Origin of the sequence: Paractinoplanes rishiriensis, assembly GCF_016862375.1 — a bacterium.
GTDB classification, from domain to species: domain Bacteria; phylum Actinomycetota; class Actinomycetes; order Mycobacteriales; family Micromonosporaceae; genus Actinoplanes; species Actinoplanes rishiriensis.
The window spans coordinates 22,384-39,308 of sequence record NZ_BOMV01000043.1 but is presented as its reverse complement, the minus strand read 5'-3'; the positions used below and the strand labels follow the sequence as shown (position 1 = coordinate 39,308).

Annotated in this window: 11 protein-coding genes; all 11 read left to right on the top strand. The window is 71.2% G+C overall.

Annotated features, from left to right (window positions below):
- The first annotated feature begins 30 nt into the window (after positions 1–30).
- The 11 genes from Ari01nite_RS19375 (at position 31) to Ari01nite_RS19325 (ending at position 16,719) form a co-directional block, all read left to right on the top strand.
- A complete protein-coding gene (locus tag Ari01nite_RS19375) occupies positions 31–930 on the top strand; it encodes a sulfurtransferase (protein WP_203782674.1) in 900 nt (299 codons plus the stop codon).
- A gap of 51 nt (positions 931–981) precedes the next feature.
- A complete protein-coding gene (locus Ari01nite_RS19370) occupies positions 982–2,721 on the top strand; it encodes an HSP90 family protein (RefSeq protein WP_203782673.1) in 1,740 nt (579 codons plus the stop codon).
- Entirely contained in the window at positions 2,718–5,549 is a 2,832-nt protein-coding gene (locus tag Ari01nite_RS19365) for an ATP-binding protein (RefSeq protein ID WP_203782672.1), read from the top strand. The genes Ari01nite_RS19370 and Ari01nite_RS19365 overlap by 4 nt, the downstream gene beginning before the upstream one ends.
- Positions 5,550–5,593: 44 nt before the next feature.
- Positions 5,594–6,202 (top strand): TetR/AcrR family transcriptional regulator, encoded by a 609-nt coding sequence (locus Ari01nite_RS19360; protein WP_203782671.1) that lies wholly within the window; start codon positions 5,594–5,596, stop codon positions 6,200–6,202.
- A complete protein-coding gene (locus Ari01nite_RS19355; protein ID WP_203782670.1) occupies positions 6,202–7,539 on the top strand; it encodes an acetyl-CoA carboxylase biotin carboxylase subunit in 1,338 nt (445 codons plus the stop codon). Before Ari01nite_RS19360 ends, Ari01nite_RS19355 begins: the two co-directional genes overlap by 1 nt.
- 2 nt (positions 7,540–7,541) lie before the next feature.
- Positions 7,542–8,423, top strand: a complete 882-nt coding sequence (locus Ari01nite_RS19350) for a hydroxymethylglutaryl-CoA lyase (protein WP_203782677.1) — start codon at positions 7,542–7,544, stop codon at positions 8,421–8,423.
- Positions 8,424–8,654: 231 nt separating this feature from the next.
- On the top strand, positions 8,655–9,608 hold the full coding sequence (locus Ari01nite_RS19345) for a hypothetical protein (RefSeq protein WP_203782669.1): 954 nt from the start codon (positions 8,655–8,657) through the stop codon (positions 9,606–9,608).
- A 290-nt stretch (positions 9,609–9,898) separates the two neighbouring features.
- Complete coding sequence (locus tag Ari01nite_RS19340; protein WP_203782668.1) at positions 9,899–11,242, top strand: chaplin family protein; 1,344 nt, start codon at positions 9,899–9,901, stop codon at positions 11,240–11,242.
- 202 nt (positions 11,243–11,444) lie between these two features.
- Positions 11,445–12,974: an acyl-CoA carboxylase subunit beta gene (locus tag Ari01nite_RS19335; RefSeq protein WP_203782667.1), complete on the top strand. Its 1,530-nt coding sequence runs from the start codon at positions 11,445–11,447 to the stop codon at positions 12,972–12,974.
- A gap of 32 nt (positions 12,975–13,006) precedes the next feature.
- Complete coding sequence (locus tag Ari01nite_RS19330; protein ID WP_203782666.1) at positions 13,007–14,164, top strand: acyl-CoA dehydrogenase family protein; 1,158 nt, start codon at positions 13,007–13,009, stop codon at positions 14,162–14,164.
- A 98-nt stretch (positions 14,165–14,262) separates the two neighbouring features.
- Positions 14,263–16,719, top strand: coding sequence for an ATP-binding protein (locus Ari01nite_RS19325; RefSeq protein ID WP_203782665.1), 2,457 nt, complete (start codon positions 14,263–14,265; stop codon positions 16,717–16,719).
- Positions 16,720–16,925: the final 206 nt, after the last annotated feature.

The following is a 16,925-nucleotide window of genomic DNA, read 5'->3' as shown; positions in this document are numbered from 1 at the left end:
CGAATGACACGAACCGATAGCGTGAACACCATGTCCGTTGCGAACGATCCGGCGCCCGCGCTCAAGGCGTACGCGCACCCCGACAAGCTGGTCACCACCGAGTGGCTGGCCGCCAACCTCGACACCGGCGGCCTGGTCATCGTCGAATCGGACGAGGACGTACTGCTGTACGACACCGGACACATCCGCGGTGCCGTCAAGGTCGACTGGCATCTCGAGCTGAACGACCAGGTCACCCGGGACTACCTCGACCCGGCCGCGTTCGCCGAGATGTGTGCGGCCAAGGGCATCGGCCGGGACGACACGATCGTGTTCTACGGCGACAACTTCAACTGGTGGGCCGCGTACGCCCTCTGGGTCTTCAGCCTTTTCGGCCACCGCGACGTGCGGCTGCTGGACGGTGGCCGGCAGAAGTGGGTGGCCGAGGGCCGTCCGCTCACCCGCGACCGCACCGAGCGACCGCGCGCCACCTATCCGGTGCCGGTGCGCAACGACGCCGAGATCCGTGCCTTCCGCGACCAGGTGATGGGACACATCGCCAGCGGGCGGCCGCTGGTCGACGTGCGCTCGCCGCAGGAGTACACCGGCGAACTCACCCACATGGAGGCCTATCCGCAGGAGGGCGCGCTGCGCGGCGGGCACATTCCGGGCGCGGTGAGCAAGCCGTGGAAGTCCGCCGCCAACGAGGACGGCACGTTCCGGCCGGCCGACGAACTCACCAAGATCTACCGCGACGAGCTGGGCCTCGAGTCGGCGGACGACATCATCGCCTACTGCCGGATCGGTGAGCGGTCCAGCCACACCTGGTTCGTGCTCCACCACCTTCTCGGATACCCGCAGGTCCGCAACTACGACGGGTCCTGGACGGAGTGGGGCAACCTGGTCCGCGCGCCGATCGCCCGTGGTAACGAGCGCGGCGGTCTGAGCTGATTTTGCGGGGGCGGCACAAAATTGTCGCCCCCGCCCGGTACCTTCTCCGCCGTGAGCAACACGTTCCAGGTCGATCTACGGGGAATAGTCGATCTGCTGAGTCACCATCTCTACGCGAGCCCCCGCGTGTACGTCCGTGAGCTGCTGCAGAACGCGGTCGATGCGATCACCGCGACCGGCGAGCCCGCGGCCGGCCGGATCGCGATCACCACCGGCTCCGACGTGTTGCGGGTGACCGACAACGGCATCGGGCTCACCGAGGCCCAGGTGCACGAGCTGCTGGCGACGATCGGCCGCAGCTCGAAACGCGACGAGCTCGGTTTCGCCCGGCACGAGTTCCTCGGCCAGTTCGGCATCGGCCTGCTCTCCTGCTTCCTGGTGGCCGACGAGATCCGGGTGCACACCTGCCGGGCCGGTGCCGACCCGGTGCTCTGGACCGGCTATTCCGACGGCCGCTATGAGGTGCGGGCCGGCGAACCCCGCGAGCCGGGCACCACGGTCACCCTGCTGCCGCGCCGCGGCTCCGAGCATCTGCTGTCCCCTGCGACCGCACGCGAACTGGCCGACCTCTACGGCTCGCTGCTGCCGGTGAGCGTCGAGGTCGACGGCAGCCGGGTGAGCGCCGAGGCGGTGCCCTGGGAGTCCGGTCGTGCGGCTCTCTTCGCGTACGCGGAGCAGGTTTTTGGTTTTGTGCCCTTCGACATCGTCGAGCTCAACGTGCCCGAGGCGGGGCTGACCGGCGCCGCCTTCGTGCTGCCCACCCCGGTCAACCCGGCCACCCGCGGCGGGCACCGGGTCTATCTCAAGCGCATGCTGCTGGCCGAGAGCGTTGAGGGACTGCTGCCGGAGTGGGCGTTCTTCGCCCGCTGCGTGGTCGACAGCACCGAGCTGCGGCCGACCGCGAGCCGCGAGGCGCTCTACGACGACGGCCTGCTCAGCGACACCCGCGAGGCGATCGCCGACCAGTTGCGCGGCTGGCTGGTGCGACTGGCCGCCACCGACCCGCGCCGGCTCGGCCGCTTCCTGAGCATCCACCACCTCGGGGTCAAGGCGCTCGCCCTGCACGACGACGAGATGCTGCGGATCGTCGAGCAGTGGTACCCGGTGCAGACCAACATGGGCCAGGTCACCCTGGCCGAGTTCCGCGAGCGGCACGGCCTGATCCGGTACGCGACCTCGGCCGACGAGTTCCGCCAGCTGGCCGCCGTCGCCGCGGCCCAGGACGTGGGCCTGGTCAACGGCGGATACGTGTACGACACCGAGATCATCCAGCGGCTGGCCACAGTGGATCATGAGATCCGGATCGAGCGGCTGGAGCCGGCCGACCTGGCCACCCGGTTCAACGGCCTGGACACCGAGACCGAGCTGCGGCTGCGCCCGTTCCTGGCGGCCGCCCAGCGCCGGCTCGACCGGCTCGGCTGCGAGGTGGTGCTGCGCGCGTTCGACCCGGCCACCCTGCCGGCGCTCTATCTGGTGAGCCGCTCGGCGGCGTTCCACGAGGAGCTGACCGCCAGCCGCGACAAGGCCGACGACGTGTGGGGCGGCGTGCTCGACGCGCTGGCCACCACCGCGCCGGTGGAGCGACCGCAACTCGTGCTCAACCACCGCAACCCGCTGGTCCGCCGGATCACCGCCCTGGTCGATCCCGAGCTGGCCGGCCTCGCCGTCGAGACGCTCTACGGCCAGGCCCTCATGCTGGGCCACCACCCGATCCGCCCGGCCGACGCGGCGTTGCTGAACTCCTCGATGCTGGGCCTGCTCGACCGCGCCATCACGGAGGGCGACCGATGAAAACTGCCGACGACGTCTGGGACCTGCTCCGCGAGTCGGAAAACCTGCCGTACGGCGCCGGCAAGACCGCCCTGATCGAGGAGGCGCTGCGGCACGTCGAGGCGATCGGTGACGCCGACCTGTCGTTCACCACCCGGATGCTGGCCACGTCGGCGTACATCTACGGCGGCGAACCGGCCAAGTCCTTCCCCACCTTCGCCTGGTGTCTCGCCGACTTCGACCGCAACCCGGGCCCGCACCACCAGCGCTGGACCCACCATCTGATGTGGGACTTCAAGGCCATGGTCACCAGCCTCACCCGGTTCCCGGAGATCCCGCTCGACCGCACCTACGCGGTGCTCGACGACATGGAACGCCGCTACCGCGAAGGCGGCCACAGCCTGCAGGCCGTCCACAAGCGACGCCACCTGGTCGCCCGGCATCTGGTGCAGCCCGACCAGGAAGATCTGTGGTTCGAGCGCTGGCAGTCGGCGCCGCGCGACGAGTTGTCCGACTGCGCCGGCTGCGACCCGACCTCGGTGCTGATCCACCTCGGCAACCGCAAACGGTACGAGGAGGCGGTCGAGCTCGCCCTGCCGGTGATCGCCGGCGAGCTGTCCTGCAACGAGCAGCCGCAGAACATCCTGACCCAGCTGATGGTGCCGTACCTGATGACCGGCCGGGTCGCCGAGGCGGCCGACGCGCACCGCCGGGCGTACGCCGTGCACCGCACCCGGCTGGCCGATCTCGGCGACATCGCCCAGCACATCGAGTTCTGCGCGCGCAGCGGCAACGAGCAGCGCGGGTTCGAGATCCTCCAGCGGCACCTGGACTGGCTCGACAAGGCGCCGGCCCCGTCCACGGCGATGTCCTTCGCGGCGGCCGGCGGCCTGGTGCTGCGCCGGATCACCGAGCTGGGCCACGGCGACCTGATCGTGCGCCGGGCCGGCACGGACGACATCACCGTGGCCGCCCTCGCCACCGAGCTGGCCAGCACCGCGGCCGAGATCGCGAAGCGTTTCGACGCCCGCAACGGCACCGACAGCCAGAGCCGCCAGATCGCCGACCAGCTCGCCGCCGAGCCGTACGGCGTCACCCTGGTGTTGTCGCCGTCCGCCCGCCGTGCCACCGTACCGCCGGTGCCGCCGGTCCCGGCACCCGAGCCGGTACCCGAGGTGCCGGCCGAGATCAGCGCCCCGGCACTGCTCGACCTGATCGAGGAGCATTACCGCGCCGACCGCGAGGCGGCACACGCCGCCGCGCTGGACGCTCTCGACGCCCGGTTCCCGGAGCTCGACCCGGAGCTCGACCCGGAGCTCGACCCGGTGCTGGCCGGCCGCCGTGCGGTGCAGGCCGGCAACCGCCTGCGGCTGTCCGAGCACGACGGGGTGCTGGAACTGTGGGGCCGGGCGGCCGAGCTGTTCACCGCGGCGGGCGAGACCAGCCGGGCCAGCGTCATCCGCAGCCGGATCGCGCTGGAACGGTCCTACCAGGGTGACGGCGAGATCGACGAGGAGCCCCTCCGGGCCGACCTGGCCTACCAGGAGGAACACGGCGGTCCGCGGGAAAAGGCGGACGCCTGGGCCCGGTTGTCGCTGCTGCTGTTCGTCCAGGACCGGCACGACGAGGCCAACGAGGCCGGCGACCGCGGCGACAAGTACGCGGACGAGACCGGCGACCAGCGGATGATCGCCATGCACGCGATGCTGCGGGCTCGCAACCGGCTGGCGGTGCACCGGCACGACGAGGCACTCGCGGCCGCCCGGTCGGCCTACGAGTTCTACCGGGCGAACGGCTCGGCCCGCCGGCTGTCCGAGGCCGCGACCATGTACGGGCATACCGTCGACGACCCGGCCGAGCAGCTCGAGGCGTTCGGTCTGGCGCTGGGTGCCGGCCTGACGGACGAGGCGCTGCCGGCCCGGATGGGCCGGGCCATGGCGCTGCGCCGGCTGGGCCGGCCCGAGGAGGCGATCGACGACCTGGTCGAGGCCGTCGCACTCTGCGCCGAGCAGCAGTTCGAGGAGGGTGGCGCGTTCGCCCGCTACGAGCTGGCCGAGACCTACGCGCAGGCCGAGCGCCCGGTGGAGGCGGCCGAGGTGGCCGAGGAGGCGCTGCTGGTCCTCGACCGGATCGGCGAAAAGGAGGCGGCCGACAACACCCGGTTCCTGCTGGCCAAGCAATACCAGGCGATGGGCGACACGGACGGCGCCCTGGCCCGGTACCGGGAGCTGATCGAGCGGCTCGCCGACAACCCGGTGGGCCGAGCCCAGATCGCCGAGGAGGCCGCCGGCCTGCTGTTCGACGTCGACCGGGACGCCGACGCGGCCGGGACGTTCGCGGCCGCCGCGACCGACCTGCACGAGGCCGGCGAGTTGGTCGCGGAACTGCGGGTGCTGCGCCGACGGGTGGCCGCCCTGCACTTCGCCGACGACGTCGAGGCCGCCGAGGAGACGATCCGGCTGGCCGCGCAGCGGTGGACCGAGCTGCGGCCCGACCTGGCCGCCGAGCCCGAGGCAATCTGGCACAACGGCTGGACGGCCTGGGAAGCCGGCCGGGTGCTGATGTCCCGCGGCCGGTACGCCGAGGCCCTGCCACACCTGCGCGGCGTCGACGAGCGGATGCGCAACAGCGGCGCCACCGAGGACGCCGATCACCTCACCGGCATGTACGGGGAGGCCCTGCTGCGTTCCGGATCCCCGGAGGAGGCCGAGCCGATCCTGCGCAAGTTGCTGGACCGGATGGCCCGGAATGCACCGGGCCGGGAGACTGCTGAAAAGGTCTACGCGGAAGTTCGCGCCGCCCTCGGCAAGGGCGACAAGGGCTGGCCGTGGCGTAAGCGACAGAGCTGAACGCCCGTTAAGGCACGGGCTTGACATCGGGTTAGAGTGACCACGTGACGACGGTTGATCAGCAGCAACACCTGCCGGGACCGCCAGCCCCCCGGCGGCGGTCGCGGCGCGACGAGATCCTCGAGATCGCGGTGGGTCTGTTCGCATCCCGCGGCTATCACGGTGTGTCGATGGACGACATCGGCTCGGCCGCCGGGGTGACCGGGCCGGCGCTCTATCACCATTTCGCCGGTAAGGAGGCCATGCTGGTGGCCGCCCTGATCCCGGTGAGCGAGGGCCTGCTGCACGGCGGCAAGGCCCGGGTGGCACAGCATCCCGACGACGCCCGTGCCACCCTGGCCGACCTGATCGACTTCCACGTCGAATTCGCGCTGGCCAACCCGGCGGTGATCGCACTGCACCTGCACGAACTCGACCGTCTGCCGGACGAGCCGCGCCGGCAGATTCGCCGGCTCCAGCGCCTCTACGTGGAGGAGTGGGTGGCCGTCCTGGGCAAGCTGCGGCCCGAGTTGGAGGCGGCCGAGGCCCGGGTGCTCGCGCACTCGGCGTTCGGGCTGATGAACTCGACGCCCTTCCTGGGCGGTGAGGTCGACCGGCGCCGCCGGGCCGCGCTGCTGCGCGACGCCACCGTTCACGCGCTGCTGGGGAAGTGATGATCGAATCGCTGCTCGTCGCCAACCGGGGTGAGATCGCCCGCCGGATCATCCGGACCGCCCGGCGGCTCGGCATCCGGACCGTCGCGGTGCACTCCGAGGCGGACGCCGACCTGCCGTTCGTCGCCGAGGCCGACGAGGCGATCTGCGTCGGCCCGGCCAACCCGGCGCAGAGCTACCGCAACACCGAGGCGATCCTGGCCGCCGCGAAATCGTCCGGTGCCCAGGCCGTCCATCCCGGCTACGGCTTCCTCAGTGAGAATGCCGACTTCGCCCGCGCGGTCGAGTCGAACGGCCTGGTCTGGGTCGGCCCGCCGGCCGACGCGATCACCGCGATGGGCGACAAGATCAATGCCCGCAACCTGATGGCCGCGGCCGGCGTGCCGGTGGCGCCCGGCTCGGCCGACCCGGCCGGCACCGTCGCGGCCGCGATCGAGGCCGCCACCGCGATCGGATACCCGGTGATGGTCAAGGCTGCGGCCGGCGGTGGCGGCATGGGCATGGCGGTTGCCTCCGACGAGGCCGCGCTGACCAGCGAATACGAGAAGGTCCGCGCTTTTGCCGAGCGGATGTTCGGCGATGGATCGGTGCTGATCGAGCGCTACTTCCCCCGGGTGCGGCACGTCGAGGTGCAGATCCTCGGCCTGGCCGACGGCCGGGTGGTGGCGCTGTCCGAGCGGGAGTGCTCGGTGCAGCGCCGCAACCAGAAACTGGTCGAGGAGGCACCGTCCTCGGCGGTCGGCCCCGAGCTGCGACGGCGTTTCCTGGCCGCCGCGGTCCAGGCCGGCGAGGCGGTCGGCTACCGCAACGCGGGCACCGTCGAATGCCTGCTCGACCCGGCGACCGGAGAGTTCTTCTTTCTCGAGATGAACACCCGGCTCCAGGTCGAGCACCCGATCACCGAGTTGATTCACGGCCTCGACCTGGTCGAGGAGCAACTGCGCATCGCGTCCGGCGAGGCACCCGGCTTCGACCCCGGCAACCTGGCGACCAGCGGGCACGCCATCGAGTTGCGGATCAACGCCGAGGACCCCAAACGCTTCCTCCCCGGACCCGGCAAGGTGGCGACCTGGGTCGAGCCGGCCGGCGAGGGCGTCCGGGTCGACAGCGGTTATGCCGCGGGCACCACGGTCACGCCGTTCTACGACTCGCTGATGGCCAAGCTGATCGTGTTCGGCGCCGACCGGGACGACGCGATCGCCAAGGCACGCGCCGCGGTGGCCGGTTTCGAGATCGCCGGCCCCAAGAACAATCTGCCATTTTTCGCCGAACTGCTGGAGAACGCCGAGTTCCTGTCGGGTGACTACGACACCGGCATCGTGTCTCGGATGAGGTGAGCATCGTGTCCGCGGTCAGCATTCGTGAGGTCGCACCGCGGGACGGGCTGCAGAACGAGGAGCCCATCCCGACCGGGTCCAAGGTCCGCCTGATCGACGCCCTGAGTGAGACCGGCGTCCGGCGTATCGAGGCTGTCTCCTTTGTGCACCCCAAGGCCATTCCGCAGATGGCCGACGCCGACGAGGTATGGCAGCGGGTCGCCCGGCATCCGGACGTGCGGTATTCGGCGCTGATCCCGAACACCCGGGGTGCGCAGCGGGCGATCGCCGCCGGCTTCCGCGAGATCGAGGTGGTGGTCTCGGCCAGCACCACGCACAACCGGCGCAATCTCAACCGGTCCACCGACGAGTCACTGGACGACATCACGGCCCTGATCCCGCTGGTGCACGACGCCGGCGCGACGCTCGAGGTGATCGTCGCGACCAGTTTCGGCTGCCCGTTCGAGGGTGACGTCGACCCGGACCGGGTGGCGACCATGGTGGCCCGGGTCCGTGCCGACGGCGCCGACCGCATCGCGTTCGGCGACACCACCGGCATGGCGACGCCACGGCGGGTGCGTGATCTGCTGTCGGCGGTACGCCCGGACCTGCTGCACTTCCACAACACCCGGGGTACGGGTCTGGCCAACATCCTCACCGCGCTCGACCTCGGGGTCACCGAGTTCGACGCCAGTGTGGGCGGAATCGGCGGCTGCCCCTATGCGCCCGGCGCCTCCGGCAACGTGGCGACCGAGGAGGTCGTGCACATGCTGCACGACATGGGCATCGACACCGGAATCGATCTCGACCGCCTGATCGAAACGGCCGAACTGGCCGAGAAACTGATCGGCCGTACCCTTCCGTCGGGCGTTCTTCGCGCTGGGCCACGGTCCAGATTGGTGTGATTCCCGCCGCACTGCCTCGCGATCATTTTTCCTATTTGCGCGCGTGACCCCCGCTCGGCCGCTTCGTTACCAATAACGAGTGGCCGATGTCGCCGGAATTCCGGCGGATCAGCCACCGGTGGAATGTTGACGACGAGGGGCGGACCGATGACGGGCCTGGGGGATGAGCGCACTCGCTGCGCCACGCGCCCGCTGCCGTCGTCCGGGCCGCTCGCCGGCGCAGCCACGCCCTTGCCGCCTCACATCCAGGGGGCGGAGCGGCGGACGGAGCGTCGCGCGCAAACCACCGGTTCCCGGTGGGGTCTCCGCGTTCTCGTAGTCGGCGGCCTGGCCGGTGCGGCCTGGCTGCTCACCGGTGCCGCCGCGCACGCCGCGGACCGCAGCGACGGGCCCGTCGGCTCGTTGCTCGGTTCTGTCGTCGACGGCGACGTCACCGCCCCGGTCTCCGGTCTCCTGTCCTCGGCCACCCGGCCGCTGGAGGCTGCCGTTCCGGTCAAGCACAGCAAGAAGCACGTGGTGGCCGACATCCTCGAGGTTCCGCAGCGGGTTTTGACCCGCCCCGCGAAAACCGTTGTCGACGTCGCCACCGCAGCCACTGTGGACACCGCAAAAACCGGTGTCGACGTGGTAACGCGGGAGGTAGTCGAGCCCACTCGCCTCACCGGCGAGCCGGCCGCCGACCCGCACCGGCTCACCGCGGTGACGGATGACGTCACCCCGGACGCGGATCCGGTCGCCGAGCGGCCGCAGGAACCGGCGGTTGCGCCGGAACCCGTGGCTGCCGCCCCGGCACCGGCCGTGACCGCGGGCCACGCACGGATCGTCAAGGCATTGCCGGCCCCGGTGGCCGCCGTCAAGCACGGCGTACCGGCCCGGCACAGCAAGACCGCCTCCGCATCGATCGCCCACCGGCACCCGGTGATGCACCGGGCCGTAGCCGGCACGGCGGCGGTGACGGAGGACTCGCCCGGCGGTGACGGACCTGCTCCCCTGCAGGTGCACCTCGGGGACGTCAGCGGCACTCCGACCAGCAGTTGGTCGGGGTCACCGACGGAAGGTGGCTCCCCCGCCTTCCTGCCGGCCGCGATCGCGAGCAGCACGATGGCCTGCCAGCGGCTGCCGATCGCGTCCGATGTCGAGGTCCGGCGGATCGACGCCGAGGCACCGACCGTCTCACCTGACTGAGTGATGGGCGACCGGCGGTCTGCCCGACCGCCGGCAACCGGCCGGCACCGGCTTCGGTGTCCGCGTTCCGGCTCGATTCCCCAACCGCTTGCGAACAAGCGGCGAATCGCACCCGCCTGAATCACACGCCACCGCACCGAAGCGCCAATGGGCGCACGTCGACAAGCGGCCAGTCAGGGCAGAAATAAAAGAGCCAGGGCACCGCTGCGCCCGAATGCAGTTCCGAAACACCGTTCAACTGAATATGTCACAGCATTTGCACGAAACATTTCCGAAAGGCATTTCTTCGCATGAAGACTTGGGTTCGTAAAACTCTGAGCGTCGGCGTCCTGGCCGCTGGCGCCCTGCTGTTCGCCCCGGGCGCCGCCAACGCCGACGTCCGGCAGAGCACCGGGGACAACAACGGCATCCTGAACGGCACCCAGATCGCCGTGCCGGTCCGCGTCCCGGTCAACATCGTGGGCAACGGGCTCGGCATCCTCGGCGAGGCCAACGCCACCGGCATCGGCGTCAACCGTGCCGAGCACGGCTGGCAGGACCGGCAGAGCACCGGCAACAACAACGGCATCCTCAACGGCACCCAGGCATACCTGCCGATCAGCGTGCCGGTGAACGTCGTGGGCAACTCGGCCGCGGTTCTCGGCTCGGCGAACGCGACCGGCGTGGGCGTCAACAACGTCCGCAGCCGCAAGGAGAGCGCCAGCACCGAGAGCGGCTGGTGGCCGGGCAGCGGTGGCCAGTTCACCGGGCAGAACAACGGAATCCTGAACGGCACCCAGATCTACGCGCCGATCGACGTTCCGATCAACGTCTGCGGCAACTCGATCGCGCTGCTCGGCGGGGCCTACTCCAACGCGATCTGCGCGAACAACGTGTCGACGCACCGTGGTGGCAAGTTCCGCAAGAAGGAGAGCGCCCGCACCGAGGGTGCCTGGCAGAGCACCGGCCAGAACAACGGCATCGCGAACGGCACCCAGCTGCTCGCGCCGATCAGCCTGCCGGTGAACCTCGCCGGCAACTCGGTCGCGGTGCTCGGTGCGGCCCGGTCGACCGGGGTTGCGGTCAACGAATCCGCTCACCCGGACTTCGTGCAGAGCACCGGGAGCAACAACGGGATCCTGAACGGCACCCAGATCGGCGTGCCGATCAACATCCCGATCAACGTCTGCGGCAACTCGCTCGGCATCCTGGGCGCCGCCCACTCGGCTGCCGCCTGCGCGAACGGCTCCGGCCCGATCTTCGTCGACCACGGCGACGACTGCCGGAAGCCGTGCTGGGGTGGCCACGGCGGTCACGGCCACGGCGGCCACGGCCACGGCAACGGTGGCAACGGCGGCAACAACGGTGACAACGACGGCGACGGCGACTACCTGGGCGACAACGGCGACACCGGCGAGGAGCCGGACGGCAACGCCGACGCCGACGGTTACGGCGACACCAAGCCGGCCGCGAACGGCTACGGCGGCGAGGAGCCGGACGCCAACAACTACGGCGGCGAGGAGCCGGCCGCCGACCAGTACGGCGACGACACCCGCGGCAAGAAGAAGGGCCTCGCCGAGGGCACCCCGCTCGCCGGTCTGACCGACGGCACCGACGGGCTGGCCGGTCTGGGCCTGCTGAACACGCTGCGCTGAACGGGGCGATAGCGAAGGACCGGGTGGCGCCGTCCCGGGCGCGCCCGAACCGCCGGTGCTCCTCCACGGCATCGGTGCACTGAAAAAACGGACGGGAGTCTCCGCAACTGGCGGAGGCTCCCGTTCGTCGTTGCCGTTCCCGTCGCGGATGAGCTAACCTAACGATCGTTCAGGCACCTGAAGGATCGTTCAGGAGGACGCGGTGACCATCGACGAGGAGGCCCTCGCCCAGGTCCGCAAGCGGGTGCAGGCCGGCGGTGCCGAGCGTTACCACGCGGCCAACGCGGCGAAGGGCAAGCTGTTCGCCCGCGAGCGGGTCGCGCTGCTGGTCGACGACGGTTCCTTCGTCGAGGACGGCATGTATGCCAACAGTCTCGCCGACGGCCTGCCCGCGGACGGCGTGATCACCGGAACTGCCCGGATCGACGGCCGGAGCGTCTGCCTGATGGCGAACGACTCGACGGTCAAGGCGGGCTCATGGGGCGCGCGGACGGTCGAAAAGATCATCCGCGTCATCGAGCGCGCGTACCAGTACGGCGTACCGATGATCTACCTGGTCGACTCGGCCGGCGCCCGGATCACCGACCAGGTCGACCTGTTTCCCGGCCGCCGCGGCGCCGGCAAGATCTTTCACACCCAGGTCCGGGCCTCCGGGGCGATCCCGCAGGTCTGCGCGCTGTTCGGCCCGTCCGCGGCCGGCGGGGCCTACATTCCGGCGTTCTGCGACGTGGTCGCCATGGTCGAGGGCAACGCCAGCATGTACCTCGGCTCGGACCGCATGGTCGAGATGGTCACCGGGGAGAAGACGACGCTCGAGGCGATGGGCGGTGCCCGGGTGCACTGCACCGAGTCCGGCGTCGGCCACTTCCTCTGCAAGACCGAGCAGGACGCGCTCGACACCGTCCGGGCGTACCTCTCCTACCTGCCGTCCAACTGGGAAAATCAGCCGCCTGCGGCGGAGGCGAAAGAGCCTGCCGGCGGCGATCTTGCAGCGTTGGTTCCGGTGAGTGAGCGCACGGCCTTCGACATGCGGAGGTACGTGAAAGGACTGGTCGACGCCGGCTCGTTCCTGGAGATCCAGGCGCTCTGGGCCAAGGAGCTCACGATCGGGTTCGCCCGGCTGAACGGCGAGGTGGTCGGCGTCGTCGGCAACAACTCGATGTTCAAGGGCGGGGTTCTCTTCGTCGACTCGGCCGACAAGGCCTCCCGGTTCGTCCAGCTCTGCGACGCGTTCAACGTGCCGCTGATCTTCCTCTCCGACGTGCCCGGCTTCATGGTCGGCTCGGCCGTGGAAAAGCAGGGCATCATCCGGCACGGCGCCAAGATGATCACCGCGATCTCCGAGGCCACGGTGCCCAAGATCTGCGTGGTGGTGCGCAAGGCCTACGGTGCCGGGCTGTACGCGATGGCCGGCCCGGGCTTCGACCCGGACGCCACGATCGCGCTGCCCACCGCCAAGATCGCGGTGATGGGTGCGGAGGCCGCGGTCAACGCCGTCTACGCCAACAAGATCGCCGCCATCGAGTCCGAGGTGGAACGGGCCGCGTTCGTCGCCGAGCGCCGCGCCGAGTACGAACGCGACATCGACATCATGCGTCTGGCCAGCGAACTCGTCGTCGACGCCGTCGTCGAGCCGGCCGAACTGCGTACCGAAATCACCCGCCGCCTGGCCGCCGCCCGCGGCAAGGACCGCGGGTTCTCCCGGCGCCGGCACGGCGTCACGCCCGTCTGACAAAAGCCCGTCTGACAAACCAGGAGTGGGACATGGTCGACTTCCGGCTCGACGATGAGCAGGACGCGCTGCGCGCCACCGTGCGGGACTTCGCTCGGGAACAGATCGCGCCGGTGATCGCCGAGCACTACGAGAGCAAGACGTTCCCGTACGACGTGATCCGCCAGATGGGCAAGATGGGCCTGTTCGGCCTGCCGTTCCCGGAGGAGTTCGGCGGCATGGGCGGCGACTACTTCGCGCTCTGCATCGCGCTCGAGGAACTGGCCAGGGTGGACAGTTCGGTCGCGGTCACGCTGGAGGCGGCGGTCTCGCTGGGTGCCATGCCGATCTACCGGTTCGGCAGCCCGGAGCAGAAGGAGCGGTGGCTGCCCCGGCTCACCTCGGGCGAGGCGCTGGCCGCGTTCGGTCTCACCGAACCGGGCTCCGGGTCGGACGCGGCCGCGATCGGCACCCGCGCGGTCCTCGACGAGTCCACCGGCGAGTGGGTGATCAACGGCACCAAGGCGTTCATCACCAACTCCGGCACGGACATCACCTGCCTGGTCACGGTCATGGCGGCGACCGGCGTCAACCCGGACGGCAGTAAGGAACTGTCCACGATCATCGTGCCCTCCGGCACGCCCGGGTTCACCGTGGCGCCCGGATACTCCAAGGTCGGCTGGTGCGCGTCGGACACCCACGAGTTGTCGTTCGACGACGTCCGCGTCCCGGCCGAAAACCTGCTCGGCGAGCGCGGCCGCGGGTTCGCCCAGTTCCTGCGAATTCTCGACGAGGGCCGGATCGCGATCGCCGCGCTCTCGGTCGGGCTGGCCCAGGGCTGCGTGGACGAGTCGGTGAAGTACGCCAGCGAGCGTGTCGCGTTCGGCCGCCCGATCGGCAACTACCAGGCGGTCCAGTTCATGATCGCGGACATGGACCTGCGGGCGCACACGGCCCGGCTCGGCTACTACGACGCCGCGGCCCGGATGCTGGCCGGCGAGGACTTCAAGCGGTACGCCGCGATCGCCAAGCTGAACGCCAGCAATGCGGCCATGGAGAACAGCCGGTACGCCACTCAGGTGCACGGCGGCTACGGCTTCATGAACGAGTCGGCGGTCGGCCGCTTCTACCGGGACGCCAAGATCCTCGAGGTCGGCGAGGGCACGTCCGAGGTGCAGCGGATGCTGATCGCCCGCGGCCTCGGTCTGTAGCCGGCATTTCGGGCAGATCGGACCAGGGGTTCGGTCCGCTTTCCGACAAGGGCGGATGTCGGCTCGCCGGTATAGCCGCTGGTGCATAGGTTCGGACCATGTCGGCATCGGGTGCGGGCCAAGGCGGCTCCGGCTTCGACGTCGTGCTGCGCCGGCATCGCCTGCGGGCCGGCCTGACCCAGGAGGAACTCGCCGCCCGGGCCGCGATCGGTGTGCGTACCGTGCGCGACCTGGAACGCGGACGCGCCTCCCGGCCGCAGCGCACCACCGTCGAGTTGCTCGCCGCCGCGCTCGGCCTGGGCGGCGCCGACCGGGAGGCGTTCCTGGCCGCGGCCCGCGGGCAGAGCACCGACGAGCCGCTGCCACCCACCGGGTTCCTCCAGATGGCGCCGACCGAGCTGATCGGCCGCGACGACGACCTCGCCGAGCTGGTGGACCGGCTGTCGGCGCCCGACGGGCCGCGCGGCGTCACCCTGGTCGGCATCGCCGGCGTCGGCAAGACCACGCTCGGCATCACCGTGGCACACCGGGTGGCGGCGTCCTACCCGGGCGGCGTGGCCGGCATCGTGATCACCGAGGCGTCGTCGGTCGGCGAGATCCTGGCGAGCATCGCGGCCGCCTTCGCGGTGGGCCGGGCCGACGACCTGGCCGGCCGGTTCGCGGGCCGGGCCGCACTGCTGTTCGTCGACGCCGTCGAGCGGTCGCCCGAGGCCAGCTCCGAGATGCTCACCCGGTTGCTCGACCGGCTGCCGTCGCTGCGGTTCCTGGCCACCGGCCGGCATCCGGTGGGGCTGCCCGCCGAGCGGGTCTGGCCGCTGGCCCCGCTGGTCGCGCCGCCGTTCGAGGCGCCGTCCACGCTCGCGGCCGTCGCCGCGTACCCGGCTGTGGCTCTCTTTCTGGAACGCCTGGCCCGAGTTCGCCGCACCCAGCCGGAGCCCGACGAGATCGCGCCCCTGGCCATCCTCGTGCGCCGCCTCGGCGGACTCCCGCTGGCGATCGAGCTGGCCGCGGCCCGTGGCCGCGTGCTGACCATCCCCGAGATCCTCGACCGGTACGGCGACCGGGTGCTCGACCTCGCCCGGCCGGGCACCCAGCCGCCCGAGTCGGTGGTCTCCCTGCGGGACGCGGTGGCCGCCAGTTATCGCCTGCTCAACGCGGGTGAGCAGCGGGCGTTGCGGCTGCTCGCGATGTTCCGCTACCGGTGGTCGCTGCCGCTCGCCGAGCAGATGACCGCCGGCGCGCAGACCGACGGCGCCGACGTGGTGCACCTGCTCGACCGGCTGCTCGAGCTGGGCCTGCTGAGCGTGCGCGGCACCCGCACGGTCCGGTTCCGGCTGCTCGACGTGGTACGCGACTACGCGGCCGAGCGGGCCGCGGCGGCCGGCGAGGTGACCGAGGCCCGGCGGCGGCACGCCACGGTGCTGGCCGCGCTCGCCCAGCAGATCGCGCCCGACCTGATCGGCACCAAACTGACCGAGGCGGCCGGCCGGCTCGACGACGTGTCCGGCGACCTGGGCTCGGCGCTCACCTTCGCGGCCGGTGAAGATCCGCACACCGCGCTGCGCCTGGCGGCCGCGCTGCCGCGCTGGTGGCGGTTCCGCGGGCGGGACGTGAGCGGCCGGCAGTGGCTGCGGCGCCTGCTCGACGACCCGCGCACCGCCGACGCCGACCCGGCCACCCGGGCGTGGGCCAAGGTGGGGCTGGCCCAGCTGGCGCTCGAACACGGCGCCGGCGCCGAGGAGATCGGGTCGGCAACCGCCGCGGTGGCCGAGTTCGAGCTGCTCGGCTCGGTGACCGGTCAGCGCACCGCGCACACCCTGCTGGCGTCGCTGTGGATGACCACCGCGGGCTACGACGAGGCCCGGCGGCACGGCGAGGCGGCGCTGGTGCTGGCCCGGCGGACCGGCCGGCCGCGCGACGTGGCGGTGGCCGAGAACAACCTGACCTGGCACGAGGTGCGCGAGGGCGACCTGGAGGCGGCCCGGCGGCGGCTCGCGGCGGTCGACGAGCTGGCCGGCCAGTCCGGCGAGGAGCGGTTGCGGGCGGTGGCCCGGGCAAACCTGGCCGAGGTGGCGAGGCTCGACGGGCGGCCGGACGAGGCCGAGCGGCTCGCCCGGGTCGCGCTGGCCGAGCTGGACCGGGTCGGCGATCCCAACCAGCGGCGCCGGCTGCTGGCCACGCTGGGCCTGGCGCTGGCCGAGTCGGGCCGGGTGCCGGCGGCGCGCGAGGTGCTGGAGCGGCTGCGGATGCCGACCGAGCTGCCGCCGGACGGTCCGGCCGCGGTGGTCGAGGCGGCCATTGCGCTGCGCGAGGGCGAGCAGAAACACGCGGCCGAGTGTTTTGCGCGGGCGGCCGAGGCGTACGACGGCGCCCATGATCCACGGGACGTGGTGGAGGCCCTGGTCGGCCTGATCGTGAGCACCCCGGTCACCGACGACCGCGGTGTGGCGGTGCGTCGGCTGGCCGACCTGTGCCGGTCGGGCGGCATCACGCTGCTGATCCGCGACCGGGACCGGCTCGGTCCGACGATCTTCGCCGAGGTTCTACAAGGGTGAGGCGCGCGGACGACCGGCGTTCGTGCCCCCCACGCGCCGGCCGTCGCAACGCCCCACCAGTAAGCGGCGAGAACGAAGGCTCCCCCGTCGAGCCCCGTAGTCGCCTCGGTCGCGCCGCATCCCCCTTGCGCGGAACACAGTAGCCGCGCCGTCGGGATCAACAAGGGAGATATGTCCGTTTGGACCCGCGCGCTGCCCGGTTCTGC

Excerpts from the sequence above, each read along its gene's own strand:
- Ari01nite_RS19375 (WP_203782674.1), top strand. The coding sequence starts at position 31 with ATGTCCGTTGCGAACGATCCGGCGCCCGCGCTCAAGGCGTACGCGCAC.
- Ari01nite_RS19365 (WP_203782672.1), top strand. The coding sequence starts at position 2,718 with ATGAAAACTGCCGACGACGTCTGGGACCTGCTCCGCGAGTCGGAAAAC.
- Ari01nite_RS19355 (WP_203782670.1), top strand. The coding sequence starts at position 6,202 with ATGATCGAATCGCTGCTCGTCGCCAACCGGGGTGAGATCGCCCGCCGG.
- Ari01nite_RS19340 (WP_203782668.1), top strand. The coding sequence starts at position 9,899 with ATGAAGACTTGGGTTCGTAAAACTCTGAGCGTCGGCGTCCTGGCCGCT.
- Ari01nite_RS19330 (WP_203782666.1), top strand. The coding sequence starts at position 13,007 with ATGGTCGACTTCCGGCTCGACGATGAGCAGGACGCGCTGCGCGCCACC.
- Ari01nite_RS19325 (WP_203782665.1), top strand. The coding sequence starts at position 14,263 with ATGTCGGCATCGGGTGCGGGCCAAGGCGGCTCCGGCTTCGACGTCGTG.